The sequence below is a fragment of the Maridesulfovibrio salexigens DSM 2638 genome, assembly GCF_000023445.1.
Classification (GTDB): Bacteria; Desulfobacterota; Desulfovibrionia; order Desulfovibrionales; family Desulfovibrionaceae; genus Maridesulfovibrio; species Maridesulfovibrio salexigens.
The window spans coordinates 1,536,422-1,554,547 of the sequence record NC_012881.1 but is presented as its reverse complement, the minus strand read 5'-3'; the positions used below and the strand labels follow the sequence as shown (position 1 = coordinate 1,554,547).

16 protein-coding genes are annotated in these 18,126 nt (G+C 43.7%); 11 read left to right on the top strand and 5 right to left on the bottom strand.

Annotation, left to right across the window (positions count from 1 at the left end; genetic code table 11):
- Positions 1-310 precede the first annotated feature (310 nt).
- A complete protein-coding gene (locus DESAL_RS07125; RefSeq protein WP_157046932.1) occupies positions 311-466 on the bottom strand; it encodes a hypothetical protein in 156 nt (51 codons plus the stop codon).
- Positions 467-685: 219 nt separating this feature from the next.
- Here DESAL_RS07125 and DESAL_RS07120 point away from each other — a divergent pair, with 219 nt between their 5' ends.
- The 10 genes from DESAL_RS07120 to DESAL_RS07075 all read left to right on the top strand — a co-directional run bounded on the left by DESAL_RS07120 (position 686) and on the right by DESAL_RS07075 (position 11,542).
- Positions 686-2,155, top strand: coding sequence for a class I SAM-dependent DNA methyltransferase (locus DESAL_RS07120; protein ID WP_015851297.1), 1,470 nt, complete (start codon positions 686-688; stop codon positions 2,153-2,155).
- The gene (locus DESAL_RS07115) at positions 2,155-3,318 is read left to right on the top strand and encodes a restriction endonuclease subunit S (RefSeq protein ID WP_015851296.1); all 1,164 of its coding nucleotides are present in this window, start codon (positions 2,155-2,157) and stop codon (positions 3,316-3,318) included. The genes DESAL_RS07120 and DESAL_RS07115 overlap by 1 nt, the downstream gene beginning before the upstream one ends.
- On the top strand, positions 3,318-4,223 hold the full coding sequence (locus tag DESAL_RS07110; protein WP_015851295.1) for a hypothetical protein: 906 nt from the start codon (positions 3,318-3,320) through the stop codon (positions 4,221-4,223). Before DESAL_RS07115 ends, DESAL_RS07110 begins: the two co-directional genes overlap by 1 nt.
- Positions 4,224-4,316: 93 nt before the next feature.
- Positions 4,317-5,381, top strand: coding sequence for an ATP-binding protein (locus DESAL_RS07105; protein WP_015851294.1), 1,065 nt, complete (start codon positions 4,317-4,319; stop codon positions 5,379-5,381).
- Complete coding sequence (locus DESAL_RS07100) at positions 5,374-5,919, top strand: hypothetical protein (protein ID WP_015851293.1); 546 nt, start codon at positions 5,374-5,376, stop codon at positions 5,917-5,919. Before DESAL_RS07105 ends, DESAL_RS07100 begins: the two co-directional genes overlap by 8 nt.
- 231 nt (positions 5,920-6,150) lie before the next feature.
- On the top strand, positions 6,151-8,559 hold the full coding sequence (gene hsdR, locus DESAL_RS07095) for an EcoAI/FtnUII family type I restriction enzme subunit R (protein WP_015851292.1): 2,409 nt from the start codon (positions 6,151-6,153) through the stop codon (positions 8,557-8,559).
- Between the two features lie 12 nt (positions 8,560-8,571).
- Positions 8,572-9,204: a hypothetical protein gene (locus DESAL_RS07090; protein ID WP_015851291.1), complete on the top strand. Its 633-nt coding sequence runs from the start codon at positions 8,572-8,574 to the stop codon at positions 9,202-9,204.
- The gene (locus tag DESAL_RS07085; protein ID WP_015851290.1) at positions 9,204-10,118 is read left to right on the top strand and encodes a DUF4868 domain-containing protein; all 915 of its coding nucleotides are present in this window, start codon (positions 9,204-9,206) and stop codon (positions 10,116-10,118) included. The genes DESAL_RS07090 and DESAL_RS07085 overlap by 1 nt, the downstream gene beginning before the upstream one ends.
- A 221-nt stretch (positions 10,119-10,339) precedes the next feature.
- Positions 10,340-11,086 carry an endonuclease gene (locus DESAL_RS07080; RefSeq protein ID WP_015851289.1) on the top strand — a complete coding sequence of 249 codons (747 nt, stop codon included), beginning with the start codon at positions 10,340-10,342 and terminating at the stop codon, positions 11,084-11,086.
- A 6-nt stretch (positions 11,087-11,092) separates the two neighbouring features.
- On the top strand, positions 11,093-11,542 hold the full coding sequence (locus DESAL_RS07075) for a hypothetical protein (RefSeq protein WP_015851288.1): 450 nt from the start codon (positions 11,093-11,095) through the stop codon (positions 11,540-11,542).
- A gap of 415 nt (positions 11,543-11,957) precedes the next feature.
- Here the strand turns inward: DESAL_RS07075 and DESAL_RS07070 are convergent, their stop codons facing one another.
- The 3 genes from DESAL_RS07070 to DESAL_RS07060 all read right to left on the bottom strand — a co-directional run bounded on the left by DESAL_RS07070 (position 11,958) and on the right by DESAL_RS07060 (position 13,642).
- Entirely contained in the window at positions 11,958-12,491 is a 534-nt protein-coding gene (locus tag DESAL_RS07070) for a major capsid protein (protein WP_015851287.1), read from the bottom strand.
- 180 nt (positions 12,492-12,671) lie between these two features.
- Complete coding sequence (locus DESAL_RS07065) at positions 12,672-13,310, bottom strand: endoprotease (RefSeq protein WP_015851286.1); 639 nt, start codon at positions 13,308-13,310, stop codon at positions 12,672-12,674.
- Positions 13,307-13,642, bottom strand: a complete 336-nt coding sequence (locus tag DESAL_RS07060) for a hypothetical protein (protein ID WP_015851285.1) — start codon at positions 13,640-13,642, stop codon at positions 13,307-13,309. The genes DESAL_RS07065 and DESAL_RS07060 overlap by 4 nt, the downstream gene beginning before the upstream one ends.
- Before the next feature lie 288 nt (positions 13,643-13,930).
- Between DESAL_RS07060 and DESAL_RS07055 the strand changes: the two genes are divergently transcribed.
- Positions 13,931-16,339 (top strand): acetate--CoA ligase family protein, encoded by a 2,409-nt coding sequence (locus DESAL_RS07055; RefSeq protein ID WP_015851284.1) that lies wholly within the window; start codon positions 13,931-13,933, stop codon positions 16,337-16,339.
- Between the two features lie 506 nt (positions 16,340-16,845).
- Here DESAL_RS07055 and DESAL_RS07050 read toward each other — a convergent pair.
- The gene (locus tag DESAL_RS07050; RefSeq protein WP_015851282.1) at positions 16,846-18,012 is read right to left on the bottom strand and encodes an MFS transporter; all 1,167 of its coding nucleotides are present in this window, start codon (positions 18,010-18,012) and stop codon (positions 16,846-16,848) included.
- Between the last annotated feature and the right edge of the window lie 114 nt (positions 18,013-18,126).

The following is an 18,126-nucleotide window of genomic DNA, read 5'->3' as shown; positions in this document are numbered from 1 at the left end:
TTGAATGCTTTTCAATCCAATTGAATTGTTAATTAATGGTTTGTTTGATAATTTGAACATATACATTTCCTTTTTAAAGTGTTTTGTTTTTAAATCCTAATGTAATATTCCATAGCAATATCCTTCATTTTTGAGATTTCGATCTATTTAACACCTACACACTTCATGTCAACCACACACATCATAAAAAACTGACTCAAATTTTTATTTTACATTAATACAAGTATATAACGCCAACATATTTCTATGTACGCAAGAAATAGTAGACTTTTGAAGCTTTTTTTGGCATATACTTGACCATTGAAATACGTTATAAAACAATTGCAATATTTTTAAAATCACCACTCAACAAAAATCCCCTCTCCACATAATTGGACAGCAAACATTGCCCAACCATCATTTTCCCAAGAAAATCGCGTAAAAACAGCCATTCCGGCCCAAATACGCGCTTAATATTTGATTCCAACCCCGCAAACTCCCCAAAATATCCCATAATTTCAGCAAAATATTACTTTAAAATCAGCTTCATCCCACATCACCGTAGCTTCTCCAAGCCGTTGCGGACCATGAATGAATCCTGTATCTGATCATCACGCTAGTTGCGCCGAACTTGGGTGTTTCCGGTCCGGCAACATGGACACTGGCATCTGCCTGTTATAAGCAGGATCAAAATAAAGGATTTTCAATGTTTGAGCAGACTTTTAAGAATATAGATGACGTTCTCTGGAAGGAAGCTGGATGCTCCTCCGAACTGGACTACACCGAACAGACCTCGTGGATGCTCTTCCTCAAGTATCTTGATGATCTTGAAGCAGCCCGGGCTGAGGATGAAGAACTGCGCGGTAACGACTACGAGTTCATCATTGATGCAGAACATCGCTGGTCCAGCTGGGCGGCACCGAAGAACGCAGACGGTAGTTTTGACCATGACAGCGCACTCACAGGTGACGACCTTATCACCTATGTTGATGAAGAGCTTTTCCCCTACCTGAAAGGATTCAAGCAGCGTGCCTCATCTGCCGACACCATTGAATACAAGATCGGTGAGATATTCGGGGAGATTAAAAACAAATTTCAGTCCGGCTATTCCCTGCGTGACGCTCTTGAACTCATGGATAAGTTGCAGTTCAAGTCCCAGAAGGAGAAGCACGAGCTTTCCCATCTGTACGAAACCAAGATCAAGAACATGGGCAATGCCGGACGCAACGGAGGTGAATACTACACCCCCAGACCTCTTATCCGGGCTATGATCAAGGTTGCCTCCCCGACCATCGGTGAAACTATTTATGACGGTGCTTGCGGTTCCGCAGGGTTCCTCTGTGAAAGCTACGATCATCTGCGCTACGGCAGTGACGGCAAGGAAGCCAAACTCAGCGTTGATCAGCTCAGATCGCTACAAACTTCCACCTTCTACGGCAAGGAAAAGAAAAGTCTGGCTTACGTCATCGCCATCATGAATATGATCCTGCATGGCATTGATACCCCGAACATCCTGCATACCAACACCCTTGCCGACAACCTCGCCGATGTTCAGGAAAAGGACCGCTACGACATCATCCTCGCCAACCCTCCTTTCGGCGGCAAGGAACGCAAGGAGATACAGCAGAACTTCCCCATCAAGACCGGGGAAACCGCTTTCCTGTTCCTGCAACATTTCATCAAGTACCTCAAAGCCGGAGGCCGGGCGGCGGTTGTGATCAAGAACACCTTCCTGTCCAACTCCGACAATGCTTCCAAGTCGCTAAGAAAGGAACTGCTGGAAAGCTGCAACCTGCACACTGTCCTCGATTGCCCCGGTGGAACCTTCCTCGGTGCGGGAGTTAAAACCGTTGTGCTGTTCTTTGAGAAAGGAGCAGCTACCCGTAAAACATGGTATTACCAGCTTGATCCCGGCAGAAGTCTCGGCAAGACCAATCCGCTTAATGACGATGATCTGAAAGAATTCATCGAACTTCAGAAAGATCAGCAGGAATCGGAAAAGTCATGGGTAGTTGATTTCAAGGATGTTGATCAGGAGAGTTTCGACCTTTCCGTGAAGAATCCCAATGCACCCGAAGAAGCCCCCCTGCGTAGTCCCGAAGAGATACTTGCCGAGATGGTGGAGCTTGATAAGGAAACTGCTGATGTTTTGGGTGTTGTGCGGGGGATGTTGTGATGGTTTTGCCGAAAGGATGGGATAAAAAAACACTAGGTGAATCCTGCACTCTTCAAAGAGGGTTCGATTTACCTAAAAGACTCAGAGTAAAAGGAGAACATCCTCTGATAAGCTCTAGTGGTTGTATTGATTCCCATAATGAACCAAAAGTCGCTGGTCCCGGAGTTGTCACAGGACGAAGCGGCAGCATAGGTTCATTATTTTATATTGAGGACGATTTCTGGCCCTTAAATACAACTCTCTATGTTAAAAATTATTTCGGAAATGACCCCCGGTTTATTTTTTATCTTTTGAAACATATCGACCTGAAGCGATTTGCCAGTGGCGCAGGAGTTCCGACATTAAACAGGAACAACGTTCATTCTGAGTCGATATTAATTCCTTCTGATAGTTCAGAACAAAAACGAATAGTCGGCATCCTCGACAAAGCTTTTGCGTCCATTGATAAAGCTATCGCCAACACCGAGAAGAACCTTGCCAATGCTCGGGAGTTGTTTGAAAGGCTTGTCGCGGACAGTATTTTTGTTGACCCTGATGCCCAACAATGGGAATCAAAGCTGGTGGCGGACCTTGCTGTAAAAGAAAAAGGATCAATGAGAACCGGACCTTTCGGAAGCCAACTTCTTCATAAAGAATTTGTAGATGAGGGGATCGCAGTTCTTGGGATTGATAATGCAGTGAAGAATGAATTTTCATGGGGTAAACATCGCTTCATCACTGATGAAAAATATGAACAACTATCAAGGTATACCGTACATCCCGGAGATGTCATAATCACTATTATGGGAACTTGTGGAAGATGTGCTGTCATTCCTGATGACATCCCATTAGCAATCAATACTAAGCATTTATGTTGTATAACCTTGGATCATGACATCTGCCTTCCTGAATATCTTCATGCGTACTTTCTTTATCACCCTACAGCCATTAGCTTCCTAACGTCTAAGGCGAAAGGCGCAATCATGTCTGGTTTGAATATGGGAATTATCAAAAAATTACCCGTTAGGTTACCATCTTTAAAAGAACAGAAAGACATAGTCGGGAAAGTATCTGAGGCCAAACAGAATTATCTCAAGATGACACAGCTATACCAACAAAAACTAACCAACCTCCAAGACCTGAAACAATCGATCCTGCAAAAGGCGTTTGCCGGGGAGTTGTGATGGCTGATTCCCAATTCTATTCAGATGAGGATCTAGCGAAGTTAAACAAAAGTTTTAGTGGGGTAATGCCATCATGGGCCATTGTTGCTGATTATCTTGTGGTTCACCTTGAAGCAGAAGAAAATGCTCGTGAATATATTACGCACGGTGTTTTGAGAAGACTAGTTATGATGCGTCGATGTATAGAACGTATTTACGAACTATGCCCACCGGACACACGTAAATTGGATGATCCAGACATAGCTCTTGATATTACTATCTATCTACAATCGTTTTACATCCATATGTACGGAGCATTCGAAAACCTCGCCCGTGTTAGTATAGAGATGTCAGGAATCGAAATTTCGGAAAGCGAAAAAAGACAAGCTTCATTTTTAAGCAAGAAAGTAAATTCCAAAATTAAAAAGATTCTTCCTGAACCACTTCGAAAATATTTCTCAACCGAAGGAATGTCTTCATGGTGCAGGCATTTGAACAACTTTCGTCATTCCTTGGCACATAGAATACCGCTGTATATACCTGAAAATGTACTTAGCCCGAATAAACTTGAAACCTATCAACAACTTGAAAAAGAAAAGGAAAACCTCTGGGAAAATCGTGACAATTGTAGACGATACCTTCACGAGGATATTCAAAAAAAGCTAAAAGAATTAAGCAAACATCGTAAGAGAATACACGCGATTGAGCTAGAGCAATCAAACCTGATGTCCTTTTCTCCTGTGGCACTTCATTCCTATAATGAAGAAGGTAGCCATATCGTCGTTTTTCATGCCCAAATTCTCGCTAACTGGAACACAATGTTAGATTTTATTTGTCTTTTCTTAAATGAGATGCAGCCACCACTTGGACAACAGCTGCGTGAAGATTTAATTGCAAAAGATGTTGTCACTTTTGAATCGGAATGAATTAATAGGCGATTGCTGGGGAGTTGTGATGTTTACCTTATCAAACGGACTGTTTTTCTTTAAGATGCCCTCAAGAATGACCGGGAGTATATTATGCTGAAAAATTTAAAGCTTACCAACTTCACCGCTTTCTCGGAAGCTGAACTGAACTTCTCCAAAGGTATCAACTTCATCATCGGTAGGAATGGTGTTGGTAAGAGTCATTTGTTGAAGGCTGGGTATGTAATCTGTCAGGAAAAATACCAGATGGGTTTGGAAGGAGAAAGCTATACAGCAAAAGGTTGGGGTTGGATCTTTTCAAAACTTATGAATACTTTTAAAGTTATGGGATTCAGCCATCTAGGACGAAAACAGAACACCGACAGCAATATATATGAAACTAAATTGGAGGGAACTCTTTTCGATTTTCCAGATGACTTTGCGAAGTCAGAGTTTTCATTCGACTCGGAAACAGGATCACCCATATCCCATTACCAACCGTCCCAGACTGTACGGGTTGAAGCCTCCATATACATCCCGCCAAAAGAAATTCTCACAATCTACCCCGGCCTTGCTCAAGCAATTGAAGATCGGGAACTATCGTTTGACCACACATACTATGACCTTGCCAAAGCTCTCGGGAGAAAACCGCTTAAAGGCAAAAGACTTGAAGAAATTTCAGACATCCTCCTGACTATTGAAAAAGATGTCTTCAATGGTGGTAAATTCATCGAGAAGAACAGCCAGTTCTACTTTGAAAAAGAATCCATAGGTGAACTGGAAGCCCCGCTGGTTGCGGAAGGTCTGTGCAAGGTCGGTATGCTGGCCCACCTGCTGCGCAACGGTTCGCTGGTTAAAGGCAGCACACTCTTCTGGGATGAACCGGAAAGTAACCTGAACCCGCAACTGCTGAAACTGGTAGCAAAGGCCATGACCAGCCTTGCCGACTACGGCATACAGGTTGTTGTTGCCACGCATAGCTTATTCCTCATGCGTGAACTGGACATCCTCAGCCGACAGAAAGATACGGACCTGCGCTTCTTCGGACTTTCAGAAACATCGGACGGTGTTAAAGTAAGTCAGGGTGATTCCATTGAAGATATTGACGACATTCAGTCGCTTGAAGCTGAACTGGAGCAAAGTGATCGGTATCTTTCTTTGGAGTATGGCGATGAGTAAGGAAGTAATCGTTGATAAAACTCTTGAATTCAGCTTTCCTGACGATTGGGAATACTCGGTATACGAAGACTGCAAGATCAGAAAAGACATCCAGAAAAAGATTAATTCTGTTCGCTGCGTTGACCTGTTACTTCTGAACAAGCCCGAAAATATTCTGTATATTATCGAAGTCAAAGATTACGACACGGCAACAACCGAAAAAATGAAAGAACTTGTGAGCGACCTGCCACGAGTTTTATCTGAAAAATTTATCGACACTATGGCGGGGCTTACCTGCGCAAAAATGTGTGGCGATACCGAGCTAAAACATTTCTACCGTGCGCTGCTTGATCCAGAAGTAAAAAAACGTTTCGTTTCATTTGTTGACCTTGGTCAGCATTGCAATGATCCACGGGGAAACGGTCGTAATCTTATTGCGAACCTGCACCAAAGAATGAAATCTGTGCTTAAGCCAGTATGTTGTGACAAAAGAATGGCCTGTGACATCAAAACTCTCCCGGCAGCATACGGATGGTCAGTAACCAGAATCAAACAATAACCATTCATCGACCCGACCTGCCGATAACTTCATGAAAATTCAAAGCTGCGGCCCCATAGTGCTTTAACGCAAATCAACTTCACCACTCTCCGGCAACCTTCCCCTATGAAACAGAGCAGTTAAGTTCTTCAACTCTAACCTTAATTTCTATTTTTATTTTGCAAATATCAGCTTTACGTTTTAAAAGGATGCACACGACTCAAATATAGATTTTCAACCTCAGGTGGATATATGAACAGCAACCGGAATGAAGCTGAAACTCGTGCGGAACTTATTGATCCGGCCCTTACTTCCTGTGGATGGGGTAAAGTTGATGAAAGCCGGGTCAAACGTGAAGTCATCACCAATGGTCGTTTGATAGGTGGTGGCAGACGTGGAAAGCAGGATATTGCGGATTACGTTCTCGTCTACAAAGGTCAGAAACTTGCTGTCATCGAGGCCAAACGTGAATCCTTATCCGATACCGAAGGTGTGCAACAGGCCAAACGCTACGCCGATAAGCTCAAGACCAGATTCGCATATTCCACCAACGGTCACACCGTCTACCGCATCGACATGGAAACAGGGGCCGAATCCCATGTTGATGCTTTTCCCACCCCCCAAGAACTCTGGGACGAAACATTTGCCGAAGAAAACGAGTGGCGTAACCGTTTCTCATCTGTTCCATTCGAAGACAAGGGTGGCACATGGGAAGCTCGCTATTACCAGCACAATGCCATCAATCAGGCACTTGAAGCAATAGCAGCGGGTAAAGACCGTATCCTGCTCACTCTAGCCACCGGAACAGGTAAGACATTCATCGCATTTCAGTTGTCATGGAAGCTGTTTCACAGCCGCTGGAACATCAAGGAATGGCGTGAAGGTGAAGAGATCACACGCCGCCCCCGTATCCTCTTCCTTGCGGACCGTAACATTCTGGCGGATCAGGCTTACAACTCATTCTCTGCATTCCCCGAAGACGCACTGGTGCGCATATCCCCCGATGCTATTCGTAAAAAGGGCATGGTTCCCAAGAACGGAAATATCTTCTTCACCATATTCCAGACCTTCATGAGCGGAATCGATGCAGAAGGTAACTCGGCACCAAACTTCGGTGACTATCCACCTGATTTCTTCGACTTCATCATTATTGATGAGTGTCACCGTGGGGGAGCAAAAGATGAATCTACATGGCGCGGCATCCTCGAATACTTTGCGCCCGCAGTGCAACTTGGCCTAACAGCAACTCCCAGACGCACCAACAATGCCGACACCTACGGTTACTTCGGTGATCCAGTTTATACATATTCACTTAAAGACGGTATCAATGATGGCTTTCTGACCCCGTTCAAAGTTGTTCAGATAGCAACTACCCTTGATGAATACGTCTACACTTCCGATGATGAGATCATTCAAGGAGAAGTTGAGGAAGGCAAAAGGTACGGCGAGAATGAATTCAACAGGTCTATCGAAATTAAAGCCCGCGAAGAACATCGTGTTAAAATCTTCATGGATAATATTGATCAATCCCAGAAGACCATTGTTTTCGGTGCCACCCAGCACCATGCCGGAATCCTGCGCGACATCATCAATCAGCAAAAAACATGTTCCGATCCTAACTATTGCGTCCGTGTAGTTGCTCAAGACCTTGCCGAAGGTGAAAAATGGCTCAGAATATTTCAGGATAACGAAAAGACCATTCCGACCATACTCACAACTTCGCAAAAGCTTTCCACCGGGGTGGATGCCAGAAACGTGCGTAACATTGTTCTGCTGCGTCCGGTCAATTCCATGATCGAATTCAAGCAGATCGTTGGACGAGGCACACGTTTATTCGATGGCAAAGATTATTTCACCATCTACGACTTCGTAAAAGCTTATGAACATTTCAATGATCCCGAATGGGACGGTGAACCAGTAGAACCTGAACCATGTAGTAGATGTGGTAATAATCCTTGCACATGTGAGATCAAACCGCCTGAACCATGCTCCATCTGCGGTCAACTTCCCTGTGTATGCGAAAAGAAAGTTCAACCATGCCCGAAGTGCGGCGAACATCCATGTGTTTGCGAAAAGAAAACGAAGCTTAAAATCAAGCTTGCAGACGGTAAATCACGCCAGATTCAACATATGATGGCAACAACCTTCTGGTCCACCGAAGGCAAACCCATGTCGGCAGCAGAGTTTATCAAGCAGATGTATGGTGATCTTCCCGAACTGTTCAAAGATGAAGACGAACTCCGCAACCTCTGGGGTAAACCGGACACAAGAAAGAAACTGCTCTCCGGTCTTGAAGAAAAGGGCTACGGGCAGGAACAATTGCGCGACTTAAGCACGATCATCAATGCAGAGAAAAGTGACCTGTATGATGTTCTGGCCTACATCGCCTTCGCCCTCGCTCCCATCAGCAGGGAAGAAAGAGTAGATAAACGCAAGGACCTGATCTTCGAAGAATACAGCAACAACCAACAGGAGTTCCTATCCTTCGTGCTGGCAGAGTACGTATCCGAAGGAATCAACGAACTCGATGACGATAAGTTGCCCGAACTTCTGAACCTTAAATACAACTCCGTCCAAGATGCCAAAACAGTACTCGGAAGCATCGCCGAGATCAGGAATGTTTTTGTCGGGTTTCAGGAACGATTGTATATTGCGGTGTAGGTAAGGAAGAACATGGCAAAACTTAGAAATCTAGCCCCGGTCTTTATTTTTATTAGTTCATACTTACCACTTGCGTTAATCTTGGTTGTTAAAAATTTTGACTCTACTAAGTATCAAAGCCTATTAAGCTGGCATGAGCTATATTCACTTTTATCCTCAAACTTTTGGGGAAATTTTGACCTACTTGAATTCTCGCTACCTGTAAAAAATCCTCTTTTAGTTTGCTTCATTATATTCACACCAGCGGTATCATTGCTAATATTATGCTGGATTTTAAATGAGATAGAAAGATGTACCGGGGTAGAGATAAAAATCGACCAAACAAAAACACTCCCCACTGACATCGCCAACTACTCAGTTCCTTACATCGCAGCTTTCTTCTCATTAGACATCGGGAACAAACTTGAAATAATCAGCTTGTTAATTTTTTTGACAACAATGTTTGCAATATCCTATAAAAGCGGGGCAATATTTTTCAACCCTATGATGATCATATTAGGCTACAAATACATGCAGGCAACTTACGAAGATAACAGCATAACCGTTACCGATAACATTTTATCTAAGCATAAAATCGAGATAAATGAAAAAGCCTATGCGGTTAATGTTTCCGGTATTCTTTTCATAACCCAAAAGGATAATTAATGCACCTTGAAACACTAAAAGACGCTGTAGAAAATGCTGACACTCATTCTCTGTGGAGATATAAAATATCATACTCAGGTGGACGGCAAGATCGGGCAAAGCCTGTTGTCATGGAAACAAAAGGTAAGCAGTCGCCAGCCAATTTTTTTAATCAAGCCTTAAGTGAAAGCGTTTCATCATTAGGGGAAGCTTTAAATTATTCTGTTGAGTGCGTACCCGGTGATGGGCAATGTATGTTTCAATCCACAACATCAAAAGCAAGCTTGCGTATTAAAAGTACAAATATTCCTATAGCACAAAACTCTATTTCAGACTTAAAAGACCTACAAAACACTAAATACTACTGCGTTAAATTCAAAATAAAATCAGGGTTTATCCATGCCTTTAAATGGATCGGTGCGACATGGTCGACGAAAAATACATCGTACGCAAGCATGTTTATAAATGAAGGTTCTTTAAAACAACTCGAGGAAGATCATTCATTTAGAGTTACCAAAAACTTTGATGTCATCGTTATGGATAATATCGAGTACATAATTAACTTTAATCCATATTCCCAGATATTTGACTATAAAGAAAACTTACTAGAAGTTGCAGATTCAGCCTACACTGAGCTTATAGACCTTGGTGTTCTCACAAGTAGTGAAAAGATCAAAAAATACGTTGGAAACAACAGTATGCGATTAAAAAGATTGTCAGAGGTTGTAGCTAAAGGTTTTTATGCTCAAGAAAAATTTATGAAGAATTTAAAAGCCAACAACAAAGAATTAAAATTTAACTTTAAATTTGTTGGAGACAAGATCGAACCAGAAGAAAATAAGATATCAGAACTATTGACCGCACTAGGAGACCGTAGACTTACATCTATGAATAGTGGACTTATGTATGATGCAAACTCAACCCAACAAGTTTAACTATTTTCTTAATTTTCGGGTAGCCGGATATCCTCAACAAAATTAATTTCAACGTAGGCAAAATACAGGACACAAACCGGACACAAATGATCAGGAACATCATGTAAAATTTCAGCATCATCTGACATGACCCAAGCAATCATTAAGAACTAACCGATTGAATTCATTGGCCACGTCGGGCGGCCTCCCTCCTGTCACGCCGGAGGTTGTGAAAAATTAATATGAAGATAAAATCATTTATTTCAGCTTTACTAATATTCCTTTTGATCCCGATCATCTGCTGTGCTGGATCTTCAAACAATCATCGTGGCAACACCTTGATCCAATCATTCAACAAGTCCAAAAAGCTACTTGAACAGCAGGTATATTTCGATCATCGAGAAACAATATATTGTGGAGCAAAATTCGACAGTAAAAAACTGGTAACACCTCCAGCCGGATTCACAACTTCAACATATCAAAAACGAGCAAAAAAAATCGAATGGGAACATGTCGTTCCTGCCGAAAACTTCGGGCATACCTTTACTGAATGGCGCGAAGGCGATGCCAGATGCGTGGATAAACGGGGAAAATCTTTTAAAGGTCGCAAATGTGCCGAAAAGACAAACACTGAATACCGCTACATGCAAAGTGATCTTTACAATCTTTACCCAGCTATTGGTGCAGTCAACGCCATGAGACAGAACTACAACTTCACGTTGTTACCGGATGAAGAATCTGACTTCGGATCATGTTCGATGAAGATTGATAACAGGAAAGCTGAACCTCCCGTTAATTCACGTGGAAGGATAGCCCGAACATATAAATACATGGAATGGGCATACCCACGATATAAGATGAACAAAGCTCAAAGAAAGTTAATGGATGCTTGGGACAAGATGTACCCGACATCTGAATGGGAATGTGTTCGTGCTAAAAGGATTGAAAAGATTCAGGGTAACGTGAATCCTTTTGTTGTTTGTGAGTAATACCTTATGAATAAATCAGACGAATCCACTATTGATGCCGCAAATATTGAAATGAAAGACTGGCTTGGACACTTAATTTTAACTTTAATATTACTCTTTAGGCCTTGGGAGAAAGCAAAAGAGTTTGCCTTAATAAAATTCCCTAAATTAACAAGAAATGAGTTCTATGTTGATAGCTTAGAAAAGATTCATAGTAAGTTCAGTTTAACATTTTCAGCAGGTGTATTATTCTTTGCCTTGATCTTCTTATTTATAAATATATTTGTTGATCATAATTTAGACTTTAAAATGATCGTATCAGCCCTGTCAGCAAACTTTGCATTTTCTGTTGCCGAATCAAAACCATCAATTCATGAAAGATCGGTATCAGGGCAAGATATATTAGGGCCGGTTCAAAACATGGCACAAAGAATAACTCATTTCTTCGGCTTATTAGCCATCATTTTAGTAACATAATCTGAAACCTAAACATTCATCCAAGTAGAACGGACACATTGGACGCTCTCCCGGACACAGCTCCACCCAGTAAACACTTGAATTTATGAACCTTCACAAACAACCACCAGCAAACAACCCAGCCTAGGATCATGTGTCCTTTAAAATTATCCACAAATACAAGATGTTAAGAGCCGGACACATTGGACGCACAACAGGACACAACCAGCGATCAATAAACCTTTGAATTTACAACCCTTAAGAGATAAACACCAACATACGATCCAGACGAGGGCAAATGTGTCCTAGGATTTTTAATGTAAAATCAGAATCTTATGGAGAAGTTGAGTATTTGAATCAGTATGGCGAAATGGACCCAATACCGGACACAAGCGAAAAATCTATGTAACAATAACATGCTGAACTTAAAGGATATTCAAAGACAACACCAACATACAATCCAAATAGAAGTGCAATTGTTACCGGTTCCACCGAAGTCGATGACATTCTTGTCTTCAAGAGAATTGAAGCGCGGTGCGAGGCCGAGGAATTTTTCAGGCTCAAGCGCGGTATCACCGTAGACAAAGGTGTCGGCAAATTCCTTATTCATGGCTTCAAGAAAAGCACGCTCTTCAGAAGTACGGAAATTGGAAGAATGGCCGTTAAGATCGGAAAGGGCTTTATCCATTTCCGCATAGGATTCAAGCATGCCACAGGTATCATCGATCTGCTTGGTGCGGGACTTACTGGGTTTGATACCATAGTTAAGCTTACGCCAGCTCACAGTGGGCAGGTCGGTACGCACGGTGGTACGGTGTCCGGTGGGCAGGTTGCCTTCCACCCATGCAGCGTCATCGAGAATTTCGTTGGTGTGGGCCAGAACTTCCGTGATCTCGGAAACTTTACCGTTAGGATCAAGACGTCCACTCCAATCGGAAAGGGTAAGTGCATTCATACCAAGAGTTGCCATAATTAATTCTCCTCACGAGATTCGGCCCTCTTGGGAGCTCTTAATTATATGACGCTTTAAGCGTTCAGAGATTTGATGCGCTAAGTGATTTAGTTACAAAATTTCGCCTCCGGCGGCTTAACCCCTTTTGCAAAAGGGTTTAAGAATCGCAAAACACACCACATCTTTCACAAGACTTTTTTAAATCGGCTGGTTGGGATAAAGAATTTCCCCGATTGTCTTCTTACGGGGTGTATTACTTTTGCTATCCACGTAGGAATCTTCAGTTAGACGCCTGCCGACATTGTAAAAAGCTTTAACAACCTCAGGGTGACAGGAATAGCCGGATTCCCTGATCATCTTGGCAAGAACCGGAGAAGCAAAAGCCTGCAAAGCCTTATTGGCTACACCCATATTCTTGCGGTAATTGTTTCCGTGCCAGCCGGGAAGCGCACGGGTTTGTCTCTCCCACTCGCCAGCCTGAGTCTGGTGGTCCTGATAACGAGCCGATTCAAGCGAGTTATGAAAATCCACCAGTTTCTGGGCCATTTCTCCGCTAACCCCGTTTTCGTGAGCAAACTGCCGGAACTGACGGTCCACATAGGGGTCTATCCCGTCCGGCATGCCATAATTGAGCTCATACGCTTCCGGCGCACTGGGAACCGGATTATCCAACAACTGCTCGGCTTCCTCTACAGCAGGTCCATCCTGCTCTCCGGCAAACTCATCTTCCAGAAAAGCATCACCGCCAAGTACGGGTTCCGGCAGATCGTCTTTCATTTTTGCCTGTGGAGAGTAATGATCCGGCTGCGGATCATCACTAACCGGGAAATCCATCATTTTCGTTCCTCCTCTTCTTTTCTCATTTGTTCAGCCCGTTCGCGGATAATGGAAAGGTAAATTTCCTCATCGGCACTGATCACCGGGCCAAGTACATTTTCAACAACAAAATCATGAACGGCCACGTTGCGATAAATATCGCTCTCTTTGGAAAACAAAAGCGCATTCACCCCGCCCTGCTCCAACAAAAAGGTAAACACCCTCTTGCCGTGCGAAGTATTGAATGTGGCCCGAACATCTGAAAGAAACTGTTCGTTGATCCTAAGATGTTCCTCACGAACCTTTTCAGCTTCAAGCTGTTCATCCTCCAGAAAACCGGAGTCCGTTGTCATTACTACTGCCTCCTTACTTTAGGTAAAAAACAATTTCCCGGAGAGAATTCAGCTTGTGAAGTAGTCCGATATCTACGATTCAACGAAGTATGCGGTCATTCAGTGTCCTCATTCGCCCCCTTCGAAATACATAATATGCAGCAGGGCGGACCCGAGTCAGAAGACTCGGGTCCGCCCTGCGCTGATTTCTGATAAAATGCCCTAAATACGTCAAAATCCGTCTTGTACCCTTTAAAGAAGATATGGCATACAATGCTCAGAACTTAAATTCATGCAAAGTGAGTACACATGTTTATTGAAAACGAAATCAGCTTTGAAGCTATCAACGACCTGTTCGGCAATGCTGACAATGAAGGACGTGATTATCTTTTTGAATATGAAGTATACAACCTGCTGGCGAACTCCGGTGCAGAAACACCTCCTGCCGCAAACCTGCTGCCGCGCGGAGCACGTTTTTCCGATGAAGAACTGACCTCCATACCGGGCGAAAAAGCAGTACTGAAAATAGTCTCCCCTACTATCGTCCATAAAACGGAAGTTGGAGGAGTGCGCATTGTAAAAAAAGAACCCTCAAAGATCCGCTCCGCTGTACGCGGCATGATGTATGAAGTGCCGGAAAACTTCGCATCATATATAGAAAGAGACCCTGACCATGCACCTGAAGAATACAAAGGACTGCACGGGGAAGCACTGATCAAGGCCATCAGCCGTGATCTCAGAGGAGTTCTACAGGTTCAGTTCATGCCCCCGGATTCTGACTCTTTCGGCAACGAACTCATTGTAGGCCTGCGCCGGACCAGAGAGTTCGGTACCATCATCAGTGCCGGACTCGGCGGAACTGACACCGAGCTTTACGCCGAACGCTTCCGCAAAGGACAGGCCATTGTTGCCGCATCCGTACAAATGGTGGACGGACAAACTTTTTTCCAGCTTTTCAAAAACACCATCTCATATAAAAAGCTGGCAGGTCTCACTCGCGGACAGCGACGGATTGTCACTGATGAACAGCTTATTGAATGCTTTGATTCCTTTATTGAAATGGGTAAATACTTTTCCCCTTCCAATCCCAAAGCTGAATTCGTCATTGAAGAGCTGGAAATTAACCCCTTTGCTTTTACCGAATACCTGATGGTTCCTCTGGACGGTTTATGTCGTTTTTCCAGACCGGACCAAATGCCGCTGCCCCGTCCTGTGGAGAAAATACACAACCTTCTGCATCCTAAAAAAATCGGTATAATCGGGGTATCCTCCACCCGCAGGAACTTCGGACGGATCATTCTCGATAATGTTCTGGCTGAAGGATACGCAAAGGAAGACGTAGTTGTTATCCGTGAAGGCTGTAACGAAGTTGACGGTGTGCGCTGTGTACCTAGCTTTGATGCACTGGATCATCAGCTTGATCTTTTGGTGGTCGCCATTGCCGCCCAGCATGTTCCAGACCTCGTAGATAAGGTTATTGAACTGGACTGCGCCAAGAGTGTAATGCTCATCCCCGGAGGCATGGGAGAAACCGAAGATAGTAAAGAGCGTGCGGAACAGGTCATTGCCAGCATCAATGAAAAACATGCTGAAGCTGACGGCGGACCGGTCTTTATCGGCGCAAACTGCATGGGAGTGGTTTCTCGTCCCGGCGGGTACGATACATGGTTCATTCCAGATGAGAAGCTACCCAAAGACCGCAACGCGCCATACCAGCGTTCAGCACTGATCAGTCAAAGCGGGGCCTTCATGGTCTTCCGCTACAGCCAATGCCCGGAACTTAATCCGGCTTACATGATTTCCATGGGCAACCAGACTGACCTGACCCTTGGCGACATGATCCATTATTTCAAAGATTCAGAAGAAGTGGACGTCATTGCCGTCTATGCTGAAGGATTCAACGATCTTGACGGATTGGAATTCTGCACCGCCGTACGGCAGGCAGTAATGAACGGTAAGGAAGTGGTCTTTTACAAAGCCGGAAGAACTCCGGAAGGGAAAACGGCCACCAGCGGGCACACAGCTTCTCTTGCTGGCGATTACATGGTCTGCGAAAGCTGCGTACGCCAAGCCGGAGCAATCGTGGCCCGAACCTTTCAGGAATTTCAGGACCTTTTCATGCTGGCGGAAAAGCTGAGCACCAAAACCATTTGCGGCGACAGGCTTGCTGCGGTCAGTGGAGCCGGATTCGAAGCAGTAGGAATGGCTGATTCCATTCAGTCTGATGACTATGATATTGAACTGGCACGATTCAGTGAAGAATCTATCAATAACATAGATGAGATTCTCGAAAAGAACAGACTAAAAGCACTGGTAACCATCCAGAACCCTCTGGACCTCACCCCAGGATCAAATGATGTAATTCACGCCAGCATGGCTGAAATACTTGCTAAAGATCCAGCGGTTGATTCCATTGTAATCGGGCTGGACCCGCTTTCACCGTCCATGCATACCTTGGCAGAGCCGACAATTCCGGCTTTTTCAATGGAAGACGAGAATTCCCTCGGCAACCTGCTCATTCAAATCGTCAAGAAGAGTGAAAAGCCGATACTCGCAATTGTAGATGGCGGCAGGCTATATGATCCTTTAAGAGACAAGCTGCTTGAAAACGGGGTTCCGGTCTTTCCGGTATGCGACCGTGCGGTAGCCGCAATAGCCTTGTACTCGAAAGCTCGTATGCGCGCTGAAGTAATTCGGTTGACCCACGGGTGTGATTAATTAGTACAAAAAAAGACAGGCCGTGGTTCACCAACGAACCACGGCCTGCATCTCTCAGGAGGAATGACTATCGAAAAATATTAATACTTATCGTTGTAACGATTTCTTAGTTTATTTTCACGGTTGGTTCTTTCAACAACAACGCAAGCCTTTTCAGCATTAGCGAAAAAGACATCTTCAACAATTCTTGCAATTCCACACAACCAACACATAAACATAAAAAACGCTCCTACAACTAAAAGTACAATCAAAAATCTTTTTTAAGATTTCTTTTTTCTAAGAACTTACTTTCAGTGTACGCAGAAAAAACCCCTCGTCAATGAGATTCACTTAATTCTTTTTTTCACATTTTATATTCACATTCATTACTTAAACATAACAACTTAAATTCATTGAACAAGACAAACTGAATGCAAATTCAATCGCATATAAAATAAGCCTTTCCGCCTGACGAAACACGCCTCATTAACAGCGCAAAGGGCTGTTTTATATTAAATATCAACCCGCTATGATCTATTGTCTATCCTTCGCTCAAGCAACCCTGCGCTAATCGGAATAATCAAAAAACTAGCTAAAAATGTGATCACACCTTGCCAGTCTGCATATTCATAAGCAAAACCGGCCCCCGTAATCCCTAACCAGCCTCCACTATAATAAAACAAAACATACAGAGCATTGGCTTTGCCATGACTACAGGTCAGTTTACGATTCAAAAGGACCACCGCTACTGTATGAATTGTAAAAAAGCCTGCGCAAACTCCCAGTAATCCGAAAACAACCGCTGTTATTGAAGGGAGCAAAAGTAACAAAAGCGAAGTACCCAAAAGTACAGAACTGGAAAGCAACATCACCCCTCCCCCGAACTGAGCGCTGAGCCTTCCAGCTAGAGGCCCCAAAAAAATACCGAGAATATAGACCAGATAAACCAGGGTAATTGTCTCAGTGGAAAGATCGAACGGTGGATGTGAAAGCCTGTATGGAAGGTAGTTGAAAACCGGGGAAAAAATCAAAAGACTACCGGCCCCGCAAGCATATATAAGGAGAAGCTCTTTGCGCTTGAGTAATGATAAATATGTTTCCTTACCATTACTGGTACGAACATCTGCAATATCTTTCTCTTCGCTTGCAGGTAGGATAAATACAGCCAGAATAGTTGTGACCAGAATCAGCACTGAAGCTGTAGCAAATGCATACCGCCAATGCAGAGGAGGATGAATCCAACCTCCTAACAATCTGCCTCCCAATCCGCCTAGAATAGTAGCCGAAACATACGAGCCCATGACAACGCTTAATCGCTTAGCAGGAAGAGTTCGAGCCAGCCAAGCAGCTATACTGGTAGTCAAAGCAGGGATGAAAAGACCTTGCAGAAGTCTCGCGCCAACCAGCACTGTGTAATCGTGGGTCAGAGAACAGATAAGACCACCGGCAGCCACAAAAACACCACCGGCAAAAATTATCGGTTTGACCGGATACCTATCCGAAAGGTAGCCGAAAAAAAGATTGGAGAGCACTATTCCTAGGATTACGAAAGAGACCGCAAATGAAGCCTGCACAGGACTGATCTGAAATTCAGATTGCAGAATGGGAAGGACAGGTTGAGGAAGATAGATATTGGTAAAAGAAGCTGAGACAAGGGCAAAAACCGCAAGCTGTATTTTTAGAAGACTATTCATCAGCATTTCCTTCTCTGACGGAGATCCTATCAGTAAATAAGCACAACAATTACACCTCTTATCATTGCTCCGCAAACTAATTTTCAGCAGAAATACAAAAACCCCGCTCTGTTA